Origin of the sequence: Marinobacter lipolyticus SM19 (assembly GCF_000397065.2) — a bacterium.
Classification (GTDB): Bacteria; Pseudomonadota; Gammaproteobacteria; order Pseudomonadales; family Oleiphilaceae; genus Marinobacter; species Marinobacter lipolyticus.
In genome coordinates, this window is sequence record NZ_KE007306.1 from 295,416 (window position 1) to 315,938 (window position 20,523).

Annotated in this window: 15 protein-coding genes; 12 read left to right on the forward strand and 3 right to left on the reverse strand. The window is 56.7% G+C overall.

The window, feature by feature from the left end:
• Nucleotides 1-184 precede the first annotated feature (184 nt).
• The 12 genes from pilB to MARLIPOL_RS01410 all read left to right on the forward strand — a co-directional run bounded on the left by pilB (nucleotide 185) and on the right by MARLIPOL_RS01410 (nucleotide 14,203).
• Nucleotides 185-1,900: a type IV-A pilus assembly ATPase PilB gene (gene pilB, locus MARLIPOL_RS01355; RefSeq protein WP_012136255.1), complete on the forward strand. Its 1,716-nt coding sequence runs from the start codon at nucleotides 185-187 to the stop codon at nucleotides 1,898-1,900.
• Between the two features lie 2 nt (nucleotides 1,901-1,902).
• The gene (locus MARLIPOL_RS01360) at nucleotides 1,903-3,123 is read left to right on the forward strand and encodes a type II secretion system F family protein (RefSeq protein ID WP_012136256.1); all 1,221 of its coding nucleotides are present in this window, start codon (nucleotides 1,903-1,905) and stop codon (nucleotides 3,121-3,123) included.
• Between the two features lie 98 nt (nucleotides 3,124-3,221).
• Entirely contained in the window at nucleotides 3,222-4,097 is an 876-nt protein-coding gene (locus tag MARLIPOL_RS01365) for a prepilin peptidase (protein ID WP_012136257.1), read from the forward strand.
• Nucleotides 4,097-4,696 carry a dephospho-CoA kinase gene (gene coaE, locus MARLIPOL_RS01370; protein ID WP_012136258.1) on the forward strand — a complete coding sequence of 200 codons (600 nt, stop codon included), beginning with the start codon at nucleotides 4,097-4,099 and terminating at the stop codon, nucleotides 4,694-4,696. The genes MARLIPOL_RS01365 and coaE overlap by 1 nt, the downstream gene beginning before the upstream one ends.
• Nucleotides 4,689-5,768, forward strand: coding sequence for a hypothetical protein (locus tag MARLIPOL_RS01375; protein WP_012136259.1), 1,080 nt, complete (start codon nucleotides 4,689-4,691; stop codon nucleotides 5,766-5,768). Before coaE ends, MARLIPOL_RS01375 begins: the two co-directional genes overlap by 8 nt.
• On the forward strand, nucleotides 5,765-6,496 hold the full coding sequence (gene tsaA / locus MARLIPOL_RS01380) for a tRNA (N6-threonylcarbamoyladenosine(37)-N6)-methyltransferase TrmO (protein ID WP_012136260.1): 732 nt from the start codon (nucleotides 5,765-5,767) through the stop codon (nucleotides 6,494-6,496). Before MARLIPOL_RS01375 ends, tsaA begins: the two co-directional genes overlap by 4 nt.
• Nucleotides 6,497-6,599: 103 nt before the next feature.
• Entirely contained in the window at nucleotides 6,600-8,924 is a 2,325-nt protein-coding gene (locus tag MARLIPOL_RS01385) for a response regulator (protein WP_012136261.1), read from the forward strand.
• Between the two features lie 41 nt (nucleotides 8,925-8,965).
• Entirely contained in the window at nucleotides 8,966-9,154 is a 189-nt protein-coding gene (yacG, locus tag MARLIPOL_RS01390) for a DNA gyrase inhibitor YacG (RefSeq protein WP_012136262.1), read from the forward strand.
• A 141-nt stretch (nucleotides 9,155-9,295) separates the two neighbouring features.
• Nucleotides 9,296-9,856 carry a YfaZ family outer membrane protein gene (locus MARLIPOL_RS01395; RefSeq protein WP_012136263.1) on the forward strand — a complete coding sequence of 187 codons (561 nt, stop codon included), beginning with the start codon at nucleotides 9,296-9,298 and terminating at the stop codon, nucleotides 9,854-9,856.
• 136 nt (nucleotides 9,857-9,992) lie between these two features.
• On the forward strand, nucleotides 9,993-12,224 hold the full coding sequence (locus tag MARLIPOL_RS01400) for a hypothetical protein (RefSeq protein WP_012136264.1): 2,232 nt from the start codon (nucleotides 9,993-9,995) through the stop codon (nucleotides 12,222-12,224).
• 123 nt (nucleotides 12,225-12,347) lie between these two features.
• On the forward strand, nucleotides 12,348-13,268 hold the full coding sequence (locus MARLIPOL_RS01405) for a glucosaminidase domain-containing protein (RefSeq protein ID WP_012136265.1): 921 nt from the start codon (nucleotides 12,348-12,350) through the stop codon (nucleotides 13,266-13,268).
• A complete protein-coding gene (locus MARLIPOL_RS01410; protein ID WP_012136266.1) occupies nucleotides 13,268-14,203 on the forward strand; it encodes an acyltransferase in 936 nt (311 codons plus the stop codon). Before MARLIPOL_RS01405 ends, MARLIPOL_RS01410 begins: the two co-directional genes overlap by 1 nt.
• Nucleotides 14,204-14,221: 18 nt before the next feature.
• Here MARLIPOL_RS01410 and MARLIPOL_RS01415 read toward each other — a convergent pair whose 3' ends face one another.
• The 3 genes from MARLIPOL_RS01415 to MARLIPOL_RS01425 form a co-directional block, all read right to left on the reverse strand.
• Nucleotides 14,222-16,921: a helix-turn-helix transcriptional regulator gene (locus tag MARLIPOL_RS01415; RefSeq protein WP_012136267.1), complete on the reverse strand. Its 2,700-nt coding sequence runs from the start codon at nucleotides 16,919-16,921 to the stop codon at nucleotides 14,222-14,224.
• Between the two features lie 275 nt (nucleotides 16,922-17,196).
• Nucleotides 17,197-18,558: a DUF1329 domain-containing protein gene (locus MARLIPOL_RS01420; protein ID WP_012136268.1), complete on the reverse strand. Its 1,362-nt coding sequence runs from the start codon at nucleotides 18,556-18,558 to the stop codon at nucleotides 17,197-17,199.
• Between the two features lie 33 nt (nucleotides 18,559-18,591).
• Nucleotides 18,592-20,499 carry a DUF1302 domain-containing protein gene (locus MARLIPOL_RS01425; protein ID WP_012136269.1) on the reverse strand — a complete coding sequence of 636 codons (1,908 nt, stop codon included), beginning with the start codon at nucleotides 20,497-20,499 and terminating at the stop codon, nucleotides 18,592-18,594.
• Nucleotides 20,500-20,523 lie beyond the last annotated feature (24 nt).

Here is a 20,523-nt window from a genome sequence, read left to right on the forward strand (position 1 = left end):
GTCAGTGTGTGACAAATTTCGTCACCCACCGGGCGCCACTACCCAAACACACACCCGGCCTATCCTTGAGTTGGATCATGCTTTACAGTTCGTGACTTTCCAAAGCATGTCCAGCCATCTAAACTCTTGTACATTCGCTCTTGGCAGAGTTTCAGCAACTTAGGCAGCACTCTTTATACCCTTTATGGCTACTAACAAATCCAACGTAACGCTTACCGGCCTTGCACGTCGTTTTGTGGAGGATGGGTTGCTTGATGAGGCAACCGCGAAGGATGCCTTTATTCAGGCTTCCCAGAACCGCATTCCTCTGATCACCTATCTTGTTCAGAACAAACTGGCAGATAGCAGCGGGCTGGCCTTTTCTGCCGCCATGGAGTTTGGCGTGTCCGTTCTGGACCTCAGCGCCTTCCTTCCTGAAATGCTCCCGGAGAAGGTCGTTGATGAGAAGCTGATCCGGAAACACAACGCGCTGCCTCTATACAAGCGCGGCAATCGCCTTTTTATTGCGGTTTCTGACCCCACCAACATCCAGGCTCTGGATGAGATCAAATTCAACACCGGGCTCAGCACAGACGCCGTACTGGTAGATGACGCCAAGCTACATGAGGCCATCGAAAAGTACCTTGAATCCCAGGACTCCACTATGGGGGATCTTGAGGATGCCGATCTTGAAGATGTCGAGACTGAGGGTGGAGAGCAAGACAACGATAGCGCAGTCAGTGCCAGCGAAGTTGATGACGCGCCAATCGTAAAGTATGTAAATAAGATGCTCCTTGATGCGATTCGCGGGGGGGCATCGGACGTCCATTTTGAGCCATATGAAAAAGTCTACCGCGTCCGCTATCGGACAGATGGCATTCTGAAAGAAATGTCCCGCCCTTCGATCAAACTTGCCCCCAAGATCTCGGCCCGGGTAAAAATCATGGCACAACTGGATATTTCAGAGCGTCGGGTTCCCCAGGATGGCCGGATCAAGATGAAGCTGTCCAAGACCAAAGCCATCGACTTCCGGGTGAACACACTGCCGACCCTCTGGGGCGAGAAAATCGTTCTGCGAATCCTGGACCCCAGCCAGGCCAAACTGGGCATTGACGTATTGGGGTATGAAGAAGAGCAGAAAAAGCTGTATATGGATGCCCTCCAGCAACCGCAGGGCATGATTCTGGTGACCGGTCCCACCGGCTCAGGTAAAACTGTTTCTCTCTACACTGGACTGAACATTCTGAATACGCCGGAACTGAACATTTCAACTGCGGAGGACCCGGCAGAGATCAACCTGGAAGGCATCAACCAGGTTAACGTGAACACCAAAGTCGGCCTGGGCTTTGCTGAAGCCCTTCGGGCGTTTCTGCGGCAGGACCCCGACGTGATCATGGTGGGCGAGATCCGGGATCTGGAAACCGCAAACATTGCTATCAAGGCCGCCCAAACCGGTCACCTTGTGCTATCGACCCTGCACACCAACAGTGCGGCGGAAACGCTGACGCGGATGATGAACATGGGGGTACCCGCGTTCAACATCGCCACCTCGGTAAGCCTGATCATTGCCCAGCGATTGGGCCGAAGATTGTGCAGTAGTTGTAGACAACCCGCTAACGTTCCCCACGATGTGCTTATAGCCGAAGGGTTCACACAGGAACAAATTGATACAGGCTTCACGTTGTACCGCCCCAAGGGCTGTGATAAATGCAATGGAGGATATAAAGGCCGCGTCGGTATTTACGAGGTGGTCAAGATTACCGATGAGCTGGCAAACATGATTATGGAAGAAGCCAGCTCCATTAAAATTGCAAAGCAGGCTCAGGCCGAAGGCTTCCCCAATCTTCGCCAGTCCGCCCTGAAGAAAGTGATTCAGGGTGTGACCAGCCTTGAGGAAGCCAACCGCGTGACGAAGGATTAACCATGGCAGAAAAAGCACAAAAGCTTCAGGCATTTGTCTGGGAAGGCAAAGACCGTAAAGGCAATAAAACCAAGGGCGAGGTCTCCGGCACCAATCTGGCGCTGGTGAAAGCCCAGTTGCGGAAACAAGGTATAAACCCGGACAAGGTCAAGAAGAAGCCCAAGCCTCTTTTTGGTGGCAGTAAGAAAATTACGCCGTTCGATATCGCCATGTTTACCCGCCAGATGGCAACCATGATGAAAGCCGGTGTTCCGCTCGTTCAAAGCTTTGATATTGTAACGGATGGACTGGAAAACCAGGGGCTAAAGGAACTCATTGGAGCTATCAGAAACGAAGTTGCCTCGGGCACAAGCTTTGCTGGCGCCCTCCGCAGGCACCCAAAGCATTTTGACGACCTTTACTGCAACCTTGTGGACTCGGGCGAGAAAGCCGGTGCTCTTGAACAGATGCTTGACCGCATCGCTACCTACCTTGAAAAAACCGAAACATTAAAGAAGAAAGTCAAAAAGGCGATGACGTACCCGATTGCGGTAATTGTTGTCGCCATCGTTGTCACTGCGATTCTGCTAGTTAAAGTGGTACCTCAATTTGAAAGCCTCTTTCAGGGTTTTGGTGCGGACCTCCCGGTGTTTACGCAGTTCATCGTCAATCTCTCTGAGTGGATGCAGCAATGGTGGTTTATTGTACTTCTGGGAATTATTGGCTCGATCTTCCTGTTCAAAGAGGCGAAGCGACGATCGCAGAAATTTTCAGACTTGGTTGATAAATATTTGCTGAAGCTGCCCGTGGTTGGGGAGATTCTCGATAAATCTGCAGTGGCCAAGTTCGGCCGGGTTCTATCAACCACCTTCGCTGCGGGTGTACCGCTCGTTGATGCGCTGGAATCGGTATCCGGGGCCACCGGTAACGCCGTGTATCGGGATGCCGTCAGCAAAATCAAGGATGAGGTTTCCAGCGGCACACAACTTCAGGCGGCCATGAGGCAAACTGACGTTTTCCCGGTTATGGCTGTACAGCTGACCGCCATCGGTGAGGAATCCGGCAATCTTGATGAAATGCTGGAGAAAGTCGCAGACCATTACGAGAATGTTGTTGACGACATGGTTGATAACCTGACAGCACTAATGGAGCCAATGATCATGTCGGTGCTGGGCGTTCTGGTTGGCGGTCTTATCGTCGGCATGTACTTGCCGATTTTCCAGATGGGTCAGGTTGTTGGTTAAAGTCCCCGTTGTGTCGGGTTACGCTTTGCTAACCCGACCTACACTTACCATGCTCGCCCGGTTTCCGGTTTTTACTGATCCAGCTGTTCGGATATTCCATGCAAATTCTTGATTCCCTGCTGGCCACGCCGTGGCTTTTGTACTTGTCGGTCGTTCTTTTCTCCCTGTGTATTGGCAGCTTTCTGAACGTGGTGATTCTTCGCTTACCGAAGATGATGCACCAGGACTGGCGCTGTCAGTGCGAGGAGTTTCTGGAGTTACCGGAGGGACAACGCAAGCCTGAAGCGGCGATTACCCTGTCATCCCCAGCCTCTACCTGCCCTTCCTGCGATCACAGGATCCGGGCCTGGGAGAACATTCCGGTGATCAGCTATCTGGTGCTGGGCGGTAAATGTTCGTCCTGCAAGACGCGGATCTCGCCCCGTTACCCGATCATTGAGGCATTGACGGCAATTTTCTCGGTTGTGACCATCGCCATTCTTGGTCCGTCGGTGTCATCGCTTCTGGCTCTGCTCCTGGTGTGGTCGCTGGTGGCGATGACAATGATCGATTTTGATACCCAGTTGTTGCCAGACAGCATGACCCTGCCGCTGATGTGGTTGGGACTGGTGCTGAATTACTTTGGTGTGCTGACGGACTTTCACAGTGCTTTCTGGGGCGCAGTGGCAGGCTATCTGTCCCTGTGGTCGGTGTACTGGCTGTTCAAACTGGTTACCGGCAAGGAAGGTATGGGGCATGGGGATTTCAAGCTGTTGGCGGCCCTGGGGGCCTGGCTGGGCTGGCAGTTGTTGCCGGCGGTGATTCTGTTGTCGTCGGTGGTTGGGGCCATTGTGGGGATATCCCTGATGGTGTTCCGCAAGCACGGGCGTGAGGTGCCGATTCCGTTTGGGCCCTATCTGGCGGCAGCCGGGTTGTTATGCTTGTGGTTCGGTGCCGAGATTCAGGCTTGGTGGTTTGGATTCCTGGGGGCGTAATGGCGGTTATCGGGTTAACCGGGGGGATTGGCTCCGGCAAGTCTACCGTGGCGCGGATGTTTGGGGCGCTGGGTGTGCACTGGGTGGATGCGGACGATGTGGCCCGGCAGGTGGTTGAACCGGGCACGCCAGCTCTGACCCGGATTGCGGAGCATTTCGGGGCAGACATCCTGCAGGCGGACGGCTCTCTTGACCGAGCCCGGTTGCGAACCATTGTATTTGAGCAGCCGGAGGAGCGGGCCTGGCTCGAGGGACTGCTGCATCCGGTGATCCGGGAGGAGTTGATTCGTCAGCTTCATCCAGCCGACTATTCCCTGCCCTATGTGCTGCTGGTGTCACCGCTGTTGCTGGAAACCGACCAGCACCAGTTGGTGGAAAAAGTCGTGGTGGTGGATGTGCCGGTGGAGGTTCAGCTGTCACGCACCATGGCCCGCGATGATAACGATAAAGCACAGGTGGAGCGTATCATCGCCGCCCAGATGCCCCGCGAAAAGCGTCTGCAAAAAGCAGATGAGGTGGTGGATAATAATGAGGTGTTGAGCAACGTGGAACGGCAGGTTGGTGAGCTGCACAAGAAGTTTATGGTGGCCTTTGGGTAAGAACACTCTGGCAGTCCTGGGAGTCTTGCTTGCGGTATCAGGAACGGTTATTCCGGCCCACGCCGCCGACCCCGTCTTCATCATCAAAGACCCAGCCGTGCGCGATATTCTCTCACCAGAATCGTTGCCGCCCGATTTTTACGATTTCTCTCCCGAGGACTACTGGCTGGAACCCCGGGACACCTACTGGATAATCGCAAGTAACTGGGTGCTGCGCCAGGAACGCACCCAGGGCTCCCGTATTCAGGCTCTTGGTGAATGGGCCGACCGCACGTTTTCCGGTGCCGATGCCGGGCTTCCCAACAATGAAAGTTACTTACGACTAGGCTTCGCTACCGAATCCGAGTACGGCGATCCGGCGCAACTGGATCCTGAGGCGCGGTTTCGTCTGGATATCCCCACCGTTGAAGAAAAGCTGCGACTGGTCATCGAGAGTGAGAGCGATGAACTGATTCCCCTGGCCGAACGACGCCGGAACCGCCAGTTAACCGAGGAAGAACGCTCGGAAACCGAGGCCACCGGTGCGTTGCGTTACCTGTCAGAGGTCGGGGATGCGATCAATCTCAGTAACGATGTCGGTGTCCGGCTACGCTTTCCTACAGACGCCTTCTGGCGGGTAACGGCGGACAAGCGCTGGCAACTGGACGACAGCTGGAACCTGAAAGCAGAACAGCGGCTTTTCTACTTTCACCAGGACGGCTGGGGTACGAGGACGTGGCTGGGAGTTGGCCGGGATCTTGGCAATGGCTGGAAATTCCTGTCAGCCAGTGAGATGGAGTGGGTTCACGAAAAGCGCAAGTTCGAGATGGCGCAAACCCTTAATTTCCATAAACGCCTGAACAACCGCGCCACCCTGAGCCCACGCGTGGGTATGCTGGGCGAGAGTCAGCCGACCTGGCGGCAAACCTCTGTTTTTGCGGACGTGACTTATCGGTACCGGTTACACAGTGACTGGCTGTTTGGCGAGATCATTCCGGCACTGGAGTTCCCCAGGGACGAAAGTTTCAAGGACCGGGGCTCGCTGATTTTGCGGATTGAGCTGTATTTCTCGGGTACCATTGACCGATCATGACCTACACACCTCAAGACGCACTGACGTTAACGCCCATTGCCCATGCCCGCTCCTGCTTCAGGGACAAGTTCGGGGTTCCCCGCCAGCCGGGACTGACCCGCCATGCCCGCGCCGACCTGGTGATCGCCTCGCCGTTTGACCGGGAGGATGCCTTCCGGGGTCTGGAGACCGCCAGCCACCTGTGGCTGACCTTCCAGTTCCATGAGGCCGTCCGCGAGGAGTGGCGGCCAGTGGTTCGCCCTCCACGTCTTGGAGGCAATCGCAAGATGGGCGTGTTTGCCAGCCGATCGCCATTCCGCCCCAACAGTCTGGGATTATCGGTGGTACGTAATGAAGGCTTGCGACGGGAAAAAGGCCGGTTGATCCTGCAGATCAGCGATCACGACCTGATTGAAGGCACGCCCATCCTCGACATCAAACCCTACCTGCCGTTTGCGGACTCAATACCCGATGCCAGCCTGGGCTGGGCAGATTCGCCGCCAACTGAGCGCCTGCCGGTGGTGTTTCTGGACGAGGCGGAGACCCAACTGGCCGCCCTGCCCGCGGAAACTTACCCCGAGCTGCGGTTGCTGATTGAAGATGTGGTGAGCTATGACCCACGACCGTCCTTCCGCAGAGGACGGGAAGAGGAGCGGATTTACGGCGCACACTTGTACGACTTGAACGTGCGCTTCCGTTTTATTCATGATCCCGGCGGGGAACGTGTCGAAGTGCTGACGGTCTGTTAAACTCGACAGAGTTTATGGCGGTTGATCTATTTATAAAAAGGAATCGTCAGTTCACCAGTCACAGGGAATGCGTGCCTTGCCTTTGATCCGGTTATTCAAGCGAATGGGTGTACGGCCACTGGCTGCGAGGCTACTGGTGTACGTGCTGCTATTCGCCATTGTGCTGTCACTGGCAGCCACCGGCCTGCAGATGATCGGCGAATACGAACGTCGTACCGAAGAGCTCCGCAACACCCAGACGAAGGCGGCCGAGCTGATTTCCGGCAGCATGAGCAACAACATCTGGCTGATGAATTTCAGCGAGGTCGCCAATAGCCTGGACGACATGCGGGCGATACCGGTCATCCAGCATGCCCAGGTAACGATCACCGACGGCGAAACATTCAGCACCGGCACTTACCCCGAGGGCCGGGTCATTTCCCAATCGTTTCCACTGGTCTTCAATCGCTCTTCTATCAACACCCCCCAGAACCTCGGCACCCTCACCATTACGTCCTCGGTGGAACAGGTTCACAAGGAACTGATGGATCGGGCCCTGATGACCCTGGGCTTTCAGTCACTGATCCTGCTGCTGGGTTCCCTGGGGCTGTTGCTGATCGTCAGGATGACCATCTCACGGCACCTGGAGACCATGGCGGACTATGCCGCGCGCCTGAATCTGGATGCTCTGATCGAACCGCTGCACCTTCGACGTAAATCGCCGAAACACAATGATGAACTCAGCGAGCTCGAACAGGCACTGAACAAGATGCGGCTTCAGTTGCTGGAAGACACCCGCTCCCTGCGCCAGACCACTATTCAGTCACAGGGTGAACGCGACGAGGCGGTCCGGGCCAATCATGCCAAGAATCAGTTCCTGGCCAATGTCAGCCACGAACTTCGTATTCCGCTGCAGTCTGTACTTGGCTATGCCAACCTGCTGACGGACACGCCCCTGGACCAGGAGCAGCGGGAGTTTGTGCAGACCCTGCTGAGTGCCTCCGAGAGCCTGTCGGCAATCATTAATGACCTGCTGGACATCTCCAGCATGGAAGCCGGCAAGCTGGTACTGGAAGATCTCCCGTTCGATCTGCGGGAAACCCTCAACGACCTGGTGCATATGCTCGGCACCCGCGCCCGTGAGAAGGGGCTGGCACTGGAACTGCGGGTAGACGAAAACCTCCCGTGGGCGCTTCGTGGCGACCCGGTTCGGGTGCGGCAGATTCTGCTGAACCTGACCTCCAATGCCATCAAGTTCACCGATTCCGGGCATGTGCTGATCAGCGTTGAAGTGCTTGGCCGCAAGGATAACCTGGTACGCGTGCGTCTGGCGGTCGAAGATACCGGGGTAGGTATCAGCCCGGAGGATCTCCCGCTGGTGTACGAGCCCTACGTCCAGCTTGGCCAGAGTTTCCAGCGGCAGCTTCCTGGCGCCGGGCTGGGTCTGACCATCTGCCGCCAACTGATCAGTCTGATGGATGGCTCTCTGGATGTGGAAAGTCGCCCTGGCGAAGGCACCACATTCTGGGCGGAACTGTCGATGCCGGTGGCACCGGAAAGTTCAACCCGTATCCGACCGGATACCCGCATGGTCCAGGGGCGGCGCATTCTGGTCGTGGACTCCTACGAATTGTCCCGCAAGATCACTCTGGAGATGCTGTCACGCCACGACCTGCATATTGAGGCGGTCAAATCCGCGGGCGAAGCCCTGACCTCCATACGTCTGGCGTCGGACAACCAGCATCCGTTCGATGCCATCGTACTGGACGGTTTCGTACCGGATATGGACAGTGACCTGCTGTGCCGGCAGATCCGCAGCAATCCCCAGTGGACCGATACCCGCCTGTTGTTGCTGTCATCCAACCCCCAGCGAGGCGACGCTGAGCATTTCCGCCAGGCCGGAGCAGACGCGTTTCTGAGTAAGTCGCTGCGGGAGTCCTGCCTAATTCCGATTCTCCATCAGCTGTTCGCTGACAGGGCTTCCGATGAGCGCCGGTTCCTTACCCGTTTCTCGCTTCAGTCCGTGAGCGAACCATCGCGACGCAAGGAACTGCCCTGTGGCCGAATGAAAGTATTGCTGGTAGAGGACAACCCGGTGAATCGCACGCTGACCCGGCGCTTGCTGGAAAAGCTGGGTTGCGATGTGATGACCGCTAACGACGGAGAAATTGCCGCCAGTCTCTGGCAACTGCATCCTTTCGACCTGGTGTTCATGGATTGCGTTATGCCTCGGGTGGACGGGTTTGAGGCGACCCGACGCCTGCGTCAGTGGGAAATTGACCATGGCCGCGAACGGGTACCGGTCGTCGCGCTGACCGCCAGTGCCATGGAGAAGGATGAGGAACGGTGTCGTGAGGCAGGGATGGATTCTTTTGTTGCCAAGCCTGTCAATATTGAAATGTTGCGGGCAGTACTGGAACAATACTGTCAGGCATCCGCGCCCTCCTGATCCACTGGCTGAAGACACCGAAGGTTTCCCTGGAAATAATGATGAAAGTAGAGTGCCCCAACTGCAAAAAATCCGTCGAATGGAGCGAAAGCAACCCTTTCCGCCCCTTCTGCTGCGAGCGCTGCAAGCTGATTGACCTTGGCGCCTGGGCCAACGAAGAGTACCGGGTTCCTGCCCAGAATGTGTCGCCGGACGATCTCGACCAGCTGGACGACGACACCCGGCACTAATGCTGTATTAACAGGCCCTTACCCCGTTTTAAGTTGAGCCGCCCGCAACGGCCCGTTACCATGCGTGCATTCGAACAATCGCTGGCACCGGCCTGTTCCGGTGCCGGACTTCGTTCATTGACCCATAAAGGTAGTAAAAGAATGAAAGCAACCCGTATCTCTGTGCTTGCTCTGTCACTGGCCGCTGCACCTGTCATGGCAGCCGACTTGGATCTGAGCCTGACCAACGATTCCGCCAAGGGCCAGGTGAACTTCTTCGGCAATAACTCCGAACTGCAACTGGGCACCGGTTACACCTACCACGAAGGCGGTCGCCATATTGGTAACGTGGACTTCCATGCCCAAGGCCGCACCGCCCTTGGTAACCTGCCCACTACCGCCGGCATTGGTCTGCGCGCCATCGGCTGGGATGACGATGACCTGGACGGCGGCGCTGTTGGCCTGGGTGGCTTTGCGACCGTCAACATTCCCGATGTGCCGGGCCTGTCCGTGACCGGCGGCCTGCATTACGCTCCGAGCATTCTGTCTTTCGGTGATTCCGAGGATATGACCAGCTTTGAGCTGCGTGGCAGCTACCGTGTAATCCGCAACGCCGAAGTGTTCGCAGGTTACCGGTACCTGAATACCGATCTGGACTCGCCCCTGCGTGGCGACGTAAATCTGGACGAAGGCGTTATGGCGGGCATGAAGATTTTCTTCTGACCCTGCCCCCTTCCGGGAAGATCCAGACGGGCGCCATTCGGGGCGCCCGTTTTTGTTTCGTGTTCTGCCTCACTCTTTGACATCACCACTCTTGCTAGACTGCCGGCTCATGTTCCGATAATGGATTGTCCCTGGCATGGCATTCGAATCACATTCAACTGATCGCTGTTCGCTATCCCCCCTTATCTCCGCTGTCCGGGCCAGACTCCCCTGGCTGGTTCTGGCATCGGTGGTTGCGGTGTCTGGCTGCGGCGGTGGTGACAGCGCGGTCGACGAAGCCGGTTCCCGTGGCAACAGCTTCCCCCCCAACAAAAATGCCCAGGACGACTTCAATTCCGGCAGCACCGGTGACTCCAATAACACCAGCGGCCTGGCAGCCAACGAAGTCCGTGTCACCGTGGAAGTGCCCACCGCGTTGGCCCCCAACAGTGAACTGACCCGTCGGAATCTGAGAATCGTGACCCCGGACCGGGTCGAGGTCTACCGGACCGACCAAAGCCTTCGCAATCTCGGCTCCGTGGACGTTACTTACCGTACCGAAGATGGTGGCCGGCAAGTCATCGCCTTCAGTGATGGCCTGCCTCTGGGACCGGACGTGGTGATCGAGGCAGTCTATGACAACGCACGAATGCGGGCCCTGGCGGCGGATTCGGATCGCGACGTCAAAGTGAATCCCTTCTCCGAATACCTGGTGAGCAATACCATCAACGGCTATTCCCCCGATCAGTTCAGCCAGATTATGGACTGCGTTAACGATGCCTCTGGCGAGTTGTGCCTGAACAAATACGTCTGGTCGACTCTGGCCGACCAGGTTCACGATTTCGAGATCGATATTCCAGGCAGCGCGGACATGGGCGCCGCTCTGGATCACCTGGACAACCGCGGCGATTTTGCCCGTTATGTAAGCAATATGGCGGATTACGCCGTTCTGGATGAGCAGTCCTCCGGCAAGATCAGCGCCAGTTCCGCGGACTACAACTCGGTGTTTCTCGGCGTTGAACTGGGCCAGACTTTCCGCGAACCAAGCCTCGCCGGCTCCGGCCAGTGGGGCGTGCGTGTCGCCCAGGAAGAGAGCATTACGGACAGCAATGGTACGGGCTACGTCTACCCTGCCCTGACTTTGACGAGCTTCGACGCGTTCAATATCCGGGTGACGTCCCTCGCCTCGGATGTGCCCTACCCCCGTGAGGCGCTGATTCACCAGGCAGGTAACGGATTTTACCCACGGGGGGCCGATCACTGGGACCTGAATACCCACGCGTCCTCACCGGGGGCAGCCACCCTGCAGGACAACATCCGCCTGCTGGCCGGGCGGGCGCTGTACCAGAGTGTGACCGGTCGTGGCAGCTCCCTGACCATCGGCTGGACTCGCAATCCGTACTACCTCGACGCATACGTCAGCACCACTTCAGAGGCCAGCGAGGCACCTGACCGCGTACTGGGTGGCTATTTCAGTGCCGGCAAGGCCATCGAACTGGAAGCCACGGAGGATGCCCTGCAACGCCAGGGTGTGCTGGAAGATCACTACCTGTCCGTGCTGGAACTGAACCTGCTCAGGCAACAAGGTTTCAGCCTTGATCAACTGAACGGCCGTCAGTACAACGCGGTGTTCGTTGCCAGCCGCTTTGCGGACGGAGCGGAACCGCTGGCGATTGAATCCGGCGTGGGCAATTGGGATATCAGTGGCAATGACATCCACCAGTTGATGATGACCACGGCCATTGGCCGGGACGGCGGCTCAGGAGCCGTGACTGGCCCCGTGGCCGGCAACCGCAACGCCGACTGGACCATCAGCGTTCGGCCATCACGACTCAGCGTGGGTGACCGGAACATTGGTCGTCTCAACCTGGACATCAGCAATCCCTCCGGACAGTTCGCCACGCCGGATCTGGGCATTGGCGCAAGTACACCCGACGGCTCACTACTGGCCTTCAACCTGGACAACGCCGATACTGGCGACGGCCTGTTGGTTGCGGCAGCTCAGACCAATGAGTTCCCTCAGAGTGGGCGCTTCCGCCTGCAGGGGTTTGCCATGGGGCTGGCTGATGGCGAAAACCGTCTGCGCCATTTCGACAATGCCGTTCTCGCCATTGATTCAAGCACCACAGCAGCGCTGACCGGACGTGCTCTGGATGTGGTGCATTCGGTGGCTAATGAAACAGTGGCGGGGCCGCTGGCCATCGATGAGGGCGAACTGATGCTGGCTTATTCCCAAGGGGGCAACGGTGAGGTGACTTTCGTGGCCGGAGACCTGACGCTGACCGGTTTTGTGACGCCCGACCAGGACCAGTTCTTTCTGCAACTGCAGAATACTGCAAGCGGGGAGCAGCGACTGGGGTTATTGATCGCAACACGGTTGCCGAACTGAAACTGGTTGTCGGATTACGCTTTGCTAACCCGACAAGGTTCGGCATGGGGAGTAACCCATCCGGGATACACCGACGTATAACCTGTTATAATTCCAGTCATATCGACTGTAACGTGAGGTTTTATGTCTGCAGGTATCCGGGCAACTCTGCTGATTTTCCCGTTAATGGTTTTTGCATTCTGGGGCAGTCTTCATACACCGGGTCCAGACAGTGCATTCGATGATGACCTTGCGCTGTCATCCCTGCCGTCTCTTCCAGCCTGGACCAACAACAACCTGCCGGATTTCAGCAGTTACCGTGATACAACTGAACGCAAATCCGCATTTTTTTCCTTCCTGTACCCGCGGGTCGCTCTCGCCAATTCCCGTATTCTGATCGAACGGGATTATCTGGAGTTCCTTGCCAGCAAAGAGGCATTGAACCAATCCGAACGACGCTGGCTGATCCACCAGGCTGAACGGCTTCGCGTTGACGAAGAGCCTGCCAGCCCAGCCATGTTCAAGCAATTGCACGCGCGTCTGGATGTCATTCCCCCTGCGCTGGTATTGGCCCAGGCCGCCAATGAGTCGGCCTGGGGTACCTCCCGCTTTGCTACCCGCGGAAACAACCTGTTCGGACAATGGTGTTTCTCGCAAGGCTGCGGCCTGGTACCGAAAGCCCGGGTGGAAGGTGCAACCCACGAAGTCGCCAGGTTCTCTTCGCCCTACCGCTCCATCCGCGCCTACATTCAGAACCTGAACAGCCATCCGGCGTATCAGGGACTTCGCGATGTACGGATGGCAGCACGCAAGGACGGCAAGCTGGCTTCCGGAAGTGCATTGGCGGCAGGCCTGATTAGCTATTCAGAACGGGGCGAGGATTATGTAAAAGAGATCCGCAGCATGATTCGGCATAACAATCTCGGCTATTTCGACACCGATTTCCGGGCCACCTTCAGTGGCGCCAATACCGGGATGCTGCAACAAATGGCTTCCGCCAGCAACGAAACTGCGCTCCTGCCCAATGCCGGAGACGACGAAGACGATTCCGGGGACATCCGCTAATGCTCGACTTTTTGCCTGCGCCGCTCAAGGGAACCCTGGCGGCCCTGCTGATATTGCTCAATACCCTGATTCTGTTTCCAGTCCTGATGCTGGTTGCATTGTTCAAGCTCATCATTCCGGTTACGGCGGTTCGTAAACTGTGCACCGTTGCGCTGAACAACATTGCGTTTGTCTGGATCGGCTTCAATAACCGTTTCCTGGATTTGCTCCACCGCATTGAGTGGGATGTGAGGGGGGCAGACAACCTGAGCCGCGAGCACTGGTATTTCGTCACCTGCAACCACCAGAGCTGGGCGGACATCCCCGCCATTCAGTACGTCCTGAACAGCCGTATTCCGCTGCTGAAGTTTTTCCTCAAGAAAGAACTGATCTGGGTGCCCCTGCTGGGCGTCGCCTGGTGGGCACTGGACTTTCCGTTCATGCATCGCCACACCAAAGAACAGATCGCCAAACGTCCGGAGTTGAAAGGAAAGGATATTGCTGCCACCCAGGCTGCCTGCGAGAAATTCCGCTATACGCCGGTAACCATTTTCAATTTCATGGAAGGCACTCGCCTGACCCCGGCCAAGCATACGTCCCAGAAATCCCCCTACAAGCACCTGTTGAAGCCCCGTGCCGGCGGTACCGCCTTTGTTCTGGGTGCCATGGGAGAGATGCTCCACACCATGCTCGATGTGAGTATTGTCTACCCCAACGGTCGCTCCGGATTCTGGGACTTTCTCTGCGGCCGCACCCGCCGGATCATCATTGATATCCGGGTTCGCGAGATTCCGGAACGCTTCCTCGGCATGGACTACGAAGGTAGCCGGGAAACCCGAGTGGATTTTCAGAGTTGGGTCAGCGAAATCTGGGCTGAGAAGGACGCCCGCATTGAGGCGTTGAAAGCCCCCAACCCAGAGCCCAATGAAGAGGTAGGTCGGGTTAGCGAAGCGTAACCCGGCACCCTGGGTTTGCTAAAGCAAACCCAGTTCCCGCGCGCGAACGATCGCCTGGGTGCGGGATTTTACCTCCAGCTTGGCGTTTATGCGGCGGGCGTGGGTTTTCACTGTATGCAGGGATATATGCAACTGGTCAGCAATTTCCTGGTTGGATAACCCCCTGGCGATCAATTCCAGAACGCCCTGCTCCCGCTCACTGATCGGTTCCGCCAGCGGTGCGGCATTGACCTTGGCTACCGACAGACCAAACAGCTGGCCAACCGATCGGGTGAATTCCCCTTCCGGCAAATGCGGGTATGCCTTTTCCATCAGTTCACTCATTTCGATTCGCAGCTCAGCGAACGGGCTGATAAAATGCTCCTGTGCGGCGAGGTAGACCGCCTGGGCCAGCAATTTCTGGGCCGCCGCCACCCCTCTTTCCCGATACGCCAGCAAGCTTTCCAGCAGCCTCAGATGCATTTCAACGGCAAACGGGATCGCCCCACCGTCTTTCAGTCGAATACGCCTCAGGGTGTCCGCAGCCTTGATGTCATCCCCTCGTGCCAGCTCTATCCTGACCTGTAGCAGGTCCAGCAAACCGGGCATCATTGGAATCAGCTCGGGCACACAGCCAGTCTCCCGGTATGGTTGCAGACGCGCCAGGGCGTGGGCAGCGCTATCGACGTTGCCTGACGCCAGCCAGCAACTTGCCTTCAGGGCTTCCAGAACTGGCACAAAGACGGATTCATCCACCTGCCAGGCGTGCATAGTGCGCTCCGCACGCCCAATCCAGACAAATGCGTCCTCCAGACGGCCCTGGGTACGGCAGATCAATACTCTCAGAGCCATGGCCAGAAGCAGCCCCAGATCCCGCGCCTGCTCCGCATGACGGCCACAGGTAACCAGAAGGCGATCAGCCTCAGCCTCACGGCCCTGGTGCCATAGCACCAGAACCAGATTGAGCTGTAAACGGGATTCGCCTACCCGTGTGGACCGGGATGTTTCGTTCATGGCGGTATCAAGCCCGGTCCGGAGCAGTTGCTCGGCGTGCTTCAACGCGCCTTTTCCGAGTTCAATGCGTGCGTGGGTATAGACAGCCAGGAGTTCCGAACCGGAATCCCCCGCTTCCCGGGCCAGGCGGGCTGCGGCACGATTGGCATCCCGCGCGTCCGCGAAGCGCCCGGCGGCACAGAGCGCACTGGAGCGTACCATCTGGGTGACCAGCTGTCCCTGGGTGGACAATACTTCGGCTGCCAGCGCCTGATCGGCCACTTCCAGGGCTTCGTCAACATACCCCTCTCCCCTCAGGATAAAGGCTTTCAGGGCGTTGATTCGCCCGGACAGGGACTCACGCTCGTCATCGGGGAGCCCCTCCAGAAGCGCCCTGGCCTGGGTGAACTGGCCGCCAATGGCATGCACCCAACTGTATACCAGACGCAGCCTGACACTTCGCTCCAACAAACCGGGCGGCAAGGATCGGCGCAGGCGTAACAGCGACGCCGTATCCTGGCCAATCAGCAGGGCTTCGGATCCTTCGGACGCAATTCTCACAGCTTCTTCGGCATTTTCCGAAAGCAAGGCATAACGCAACGCTTCCGGGAGCTGGTGATGCTGGCAAAACCAGCGACTGGCAGCCAGCGCGCGATCAAGCGCACCATCCAGGGCAGAACTTCTCAGCCACTCATGGAACAGCGGATTGAGGCGAAACCAACGCCCCCGGCCAGGCAATGGCCTCATCGGTATGCCGGCTTCCGCCGCGATTGACGGCCTAAAGCTGGTATCACAGGACGAGTCTACCAGGCAGCCGTACAGGTCATCGGAAACAATATCCATCTCGGCCATGACCCGCAGGGCCCTTTGCTGAGGCGGCGTCAATCGTGACAGCACAGAATCGCGCAGGAAGCGTTCGACGCTGACGGTCTCCTGGATAGGCAATCGCGACTCGGCCAGGACAGCCAGCTCTCGCTGATACAGCGCCAGCGGGGTAATCCAGCCCTCTGTCAGGGAATACAGATGATCAATCGCCACCGTGGTCAGTTGACTACTTGCCAATGCAGCTGAATAGAATTCAAAAGTCTCCTGCCGGCTCAACTCCAGCACTTCGGCCCCCAACCGGGTAAATCGTCCTTCCAGCTCCGACTTGTGGGTCTCGAACGGCAGCGGCTTGCGGGAAACCAGAGCCAGGGACAAACCTTTTGGTAATTCAGCAATCAACTGCTCCAGCAATTCGATCACTACCGGATGACTCACCGATGTCAGGTTGTCCAACACCATCACGGCGTTTCGATCTGGCCTTTGCCAATAATCCTGCGCCAGCAATAATGACAACGCTTCACTATGACTCGCGGTGGCATGGGCAAGAGTGGGGGTGTCATGGGAAGGCTGCGGATTGAGGGCGATGCCCAGCAACGTCATCAGTCGGGCGGGTTCGTTATCCTGCGTGGAGAAGGAAATCCATTTGATCATTTCCGGAGAACGTTCAGACTCGTGGAGCGCAGACAACAAGGCATGGGACTTGCCGTATCCACACGGCGCCTCCAGATAAAGGACACTTCCGGCCCCCAGAGCCTCCTGGATTCGTGCTGTCAGCGGCGGCCTTTTGAGGCCATCGGAGGGTGCGGACGGAATCCGAACCCGTTGCCGCAAAAGATCTCTGACGAGCTCGCCCCGATGTGTTCCGGGAGAAACCGACTGGAACTCATCATTGGCGGCACTGCCATCTTCAAATGGTTTCACACTTCGCCCCGCTCAAGTCCGGCACTCGGGCAACCATAAATTAAAGCGCCACGTCTCCGGAATATGCAATGTTTGCACAGTTTATCTGGCTACCATCATCGGGTACGCCTTTAGTATGAGGGAGAGGTTAAACCAAATATGGCGTGGACTGCAAAACTTTGACGTCATCTGGGTCAATAAAATGGCGAGATTTCAACACATTCACAAGCGCAATAAACACCCATAAAAAAAGCGGGCCCGTAAGCCCGCCTTCTATTCACGATATCGACGATGCGTTATCGTACGCCTGAGCGACGCAAAGCCGCGGGCGTGTATTCCCGAGAACTACGCTCCACTCCGAAATCGTAGGGATCGTTTTCCTCGTTGGTCAGACCGAGTGCCAGGTACCGACCGGACAGCAGGTCATACAGCACCTCGATGGCATACCAGGGCACTTCCTGATCGTAAAACTGCATAGCATGCGCCTCAGCCACGCGCCACAGCTCACCACGACCGTCGTAATGATCGATCACACTGGCCTGCCAGGTGTCTTCATCAAAGTAAAAATCCCGCTGTGCATAGATGTGGCGATCACCTTCTTTCAGGGTCGCACGAACATGCCACACACGGTGGAGTTCATAACGGGTATAGTCCTGATTGATGTGTCCGGCCTCGATGAGTTCATCGTAATCCAGGCTACGGTCGACCAGCTTGTAGGAGTTGTAGGGGATGTACATTTCCTTTTTGCCGACGAGCTCCCAGTTATAACGATCGGGTGCACCGTTATACATATCGAAGTTGTCAGTGGTACGCATACCGTCAGCCGCCGTACCCGGCCCGTCGTAGGCCACCTGAGGCGCTCGACGTACGCGGCGTTGGCCGGCGTTATATACCCAGGCACGACGGGCTTCTTTCACCTGATCCAGGGTTTCATGGACCAGCAGCACGTTACCCGCCAGGCGCGCTGGCGCGGTAATAACCTGCTTGAAATAGAAGAGAACGTTGGGATCTTTGTCCGGCTCGAAATCCTCTAAGCTGGTACGCCAGGTAAACTCATCCTGGAATTTGACCACACTGAAGGCACCGTCTGTGGTCGGCGTGACCTGGCCCACGTTACGCGCGACAGAACCGCCACGATAACGGGTGATATGGTTCCAGATCACTTCAACACCATTCGTGGGAATCGGGAATGGAGTAGCATTCTGATAGTTCCCGATTCCGTTACCGTCCTTGATAAGCTGCGCGCTGGTCGCGTTCTCGACAGTCTCATCCATTATCGACTGCGGATAGGTCGCCGTACGACGCGTTTTGTAGACCGGCATTTTATAATCATCGTACCGTTTGATCATCGCTATCTGCCCTGCAGACAGATTTTCTGCGTACTGATCCACATTACTTTGATCAATGGTAAACAGCACCTCGTCATCCGGGAACGGATTAACGTAGATGCCATCATCATTGTAGCCTGCGGGAGCCTGCTTGAGACCACCATCCCAGGCGGGAATCTCATCTCCATTGCCGGCTTTTTCGGCACCGATGGGGGTCAGGCTTTTGCCCAGTTTGGCAGCCTCTTCAGCGGATACTGCACCGACCGCGTTGCCGGCAAACAGAGTTGCTGCCAGTACGCCGGAGGCCAGTAATTTTTTATTCAGTTTCATTTAAATTACCTCGTCAAACATATTCGTGTCTGTTCAGAAGGAGTAAGAAACACTCGCGCTGACAAAATCACGGTCGGTTAACTCGTTGTACGGTTTACCGCCGAAGAAGTTTGTGTAGCCAATGTTACCGGTGATCTTGTTCTGATAGACCGCCTGAACGGACAGGCCAATCGCTTTACTGCCTTCGTTAAAGGCACCACCCGGCTGAGGGCTATAGCCCTCCACATCATGACTCCAGGCCAGTTGCGGGGAGAGGTTGATGCCAGCGAATACGTTGTTGTAATCCCAGACCAGTCGGGCACGGTAGCCCCATGAGAAGTCCGTGGTGAAACCTTCGTTATTACAGTAGTTCGTGTTCAGGTTTGCACCGGCGGCACAGATATCAAACCCACCCAGCGCTTCCAGCGGTATTTCACCCACCCCGAACGTACCAGAGCGACCGTAACGGGCTTCGTCAGTGTCCGGGAAATCGTGAATGTAGGTAGCACCGAATTCCGTAATAAACGACATCCGGCTGGCACCCATTACCTGATCGAAGAACTTGATCAGTGTAAATTGTGCCTGCGAAACCTTGAAGCGGTCATAACCGTCCACCGCGGTACCGGCAAGGTTAGCCCCACCGGCTTCTTCCAGACGCTGGCGTTCGAGCAAGCTGAGCGGTGTCTGATTGCCATCCGCATCAGTCCGGGCCTGAATACCGCCCAGAAGGAGCTCAAAGGCATTCCACTGAATGGGGACGTTATCGCGGAAGCTGTATTCCGCACCCAGAGAGTAGCCACCCGGAATGGTGGTGTTGATGCTGATACCGTAAAGGTTGATGTTCTCCGGATACTCAATGAAGTAGCTCGGGAACGTAGCAGTCGGTTTGGTCGGATCGTTAGTCTGACTACCTTCCGGAGAAGCAGGGTTATTCACCAGACCACTGACATAGGGAAGACGGCTGTTGTACTTGATGTAGTAGAACCCGAGTTCGGAATCGTTCAACGCCGGTACATACCAACGCAGCGCTACACCAAACTGGTCTTTAGAGTCGGCTTCCTGATCACCAAGGCGTGGAGCAATGAAGCCCTGCGCCAGTGCCTGGGAATCCGGTAGCTGACCAGCCAGAAGCACCGGTCCACAGCCATCCGACGCGAAATCATTGGTGGAGAAGAAGGTACCGCAATCATCAGGGCGGACCGGCTCCCAGTCAGCCTGGACAAAGGTTTCCAGGGTGACGTTCTCGGTGACACCCGCTGACATGTAGAACATTTCGACCGGCAGCAGTGCGTCTTTCAGCTCAGAGCCCGGTGCACGGAAAGCAGGCACATCGATCGGGTTGATGACGTTGATGCCACCCTGGATGAAGGTACTCTCACCCCAACTCACTACCTGCTTACCGTAACGAAGACTGAGCGGTACGTTACCCAGGTACCAGTCAGAAAAAACGTACGCATCCAGAAGCTCACCGCCCGACGCATTGTCTTTCGCGTCGTCGTTCAGCTCTCGCTGCTGGCCAACGTCATCAACAGCTCGGTCGCCGTCCTTGAGTTCGAAGTCATACCAGTAACGGCCACGAACCAACGCACCGACGCGATCCAGATAATCTCCCATCACGTTGTAATTCAGGAACAGCTCACTTCGGCCCTTGGCCACGTGAGAGACCACATCCCCTTTCTCGAAATTAAGGTTACCGTCGTCATAGTTATTGGTGGAGGCACCGATGTTTTCCATCGAGCCGCCAGGCGCAAACTCCGGTCCCAGGTTACCTTGTGCGATAAGACGACGATCGCGCTCCTCGGTCCGGAAGGTTGCGCCGTAGGAAAGCGTGGTATTGAACTGGGCTTCAACATCCCCCACGTTAAAAGAATAGGCAGCTGCCTGACCGGACATACCGGCGGCAACGGCCACGGCCAGTGGCAATTTGGCCCACTGATGCCATTGTTGTGTTTTTCTTGTCATTGGAAGGCTACTCCATTGTTGTTC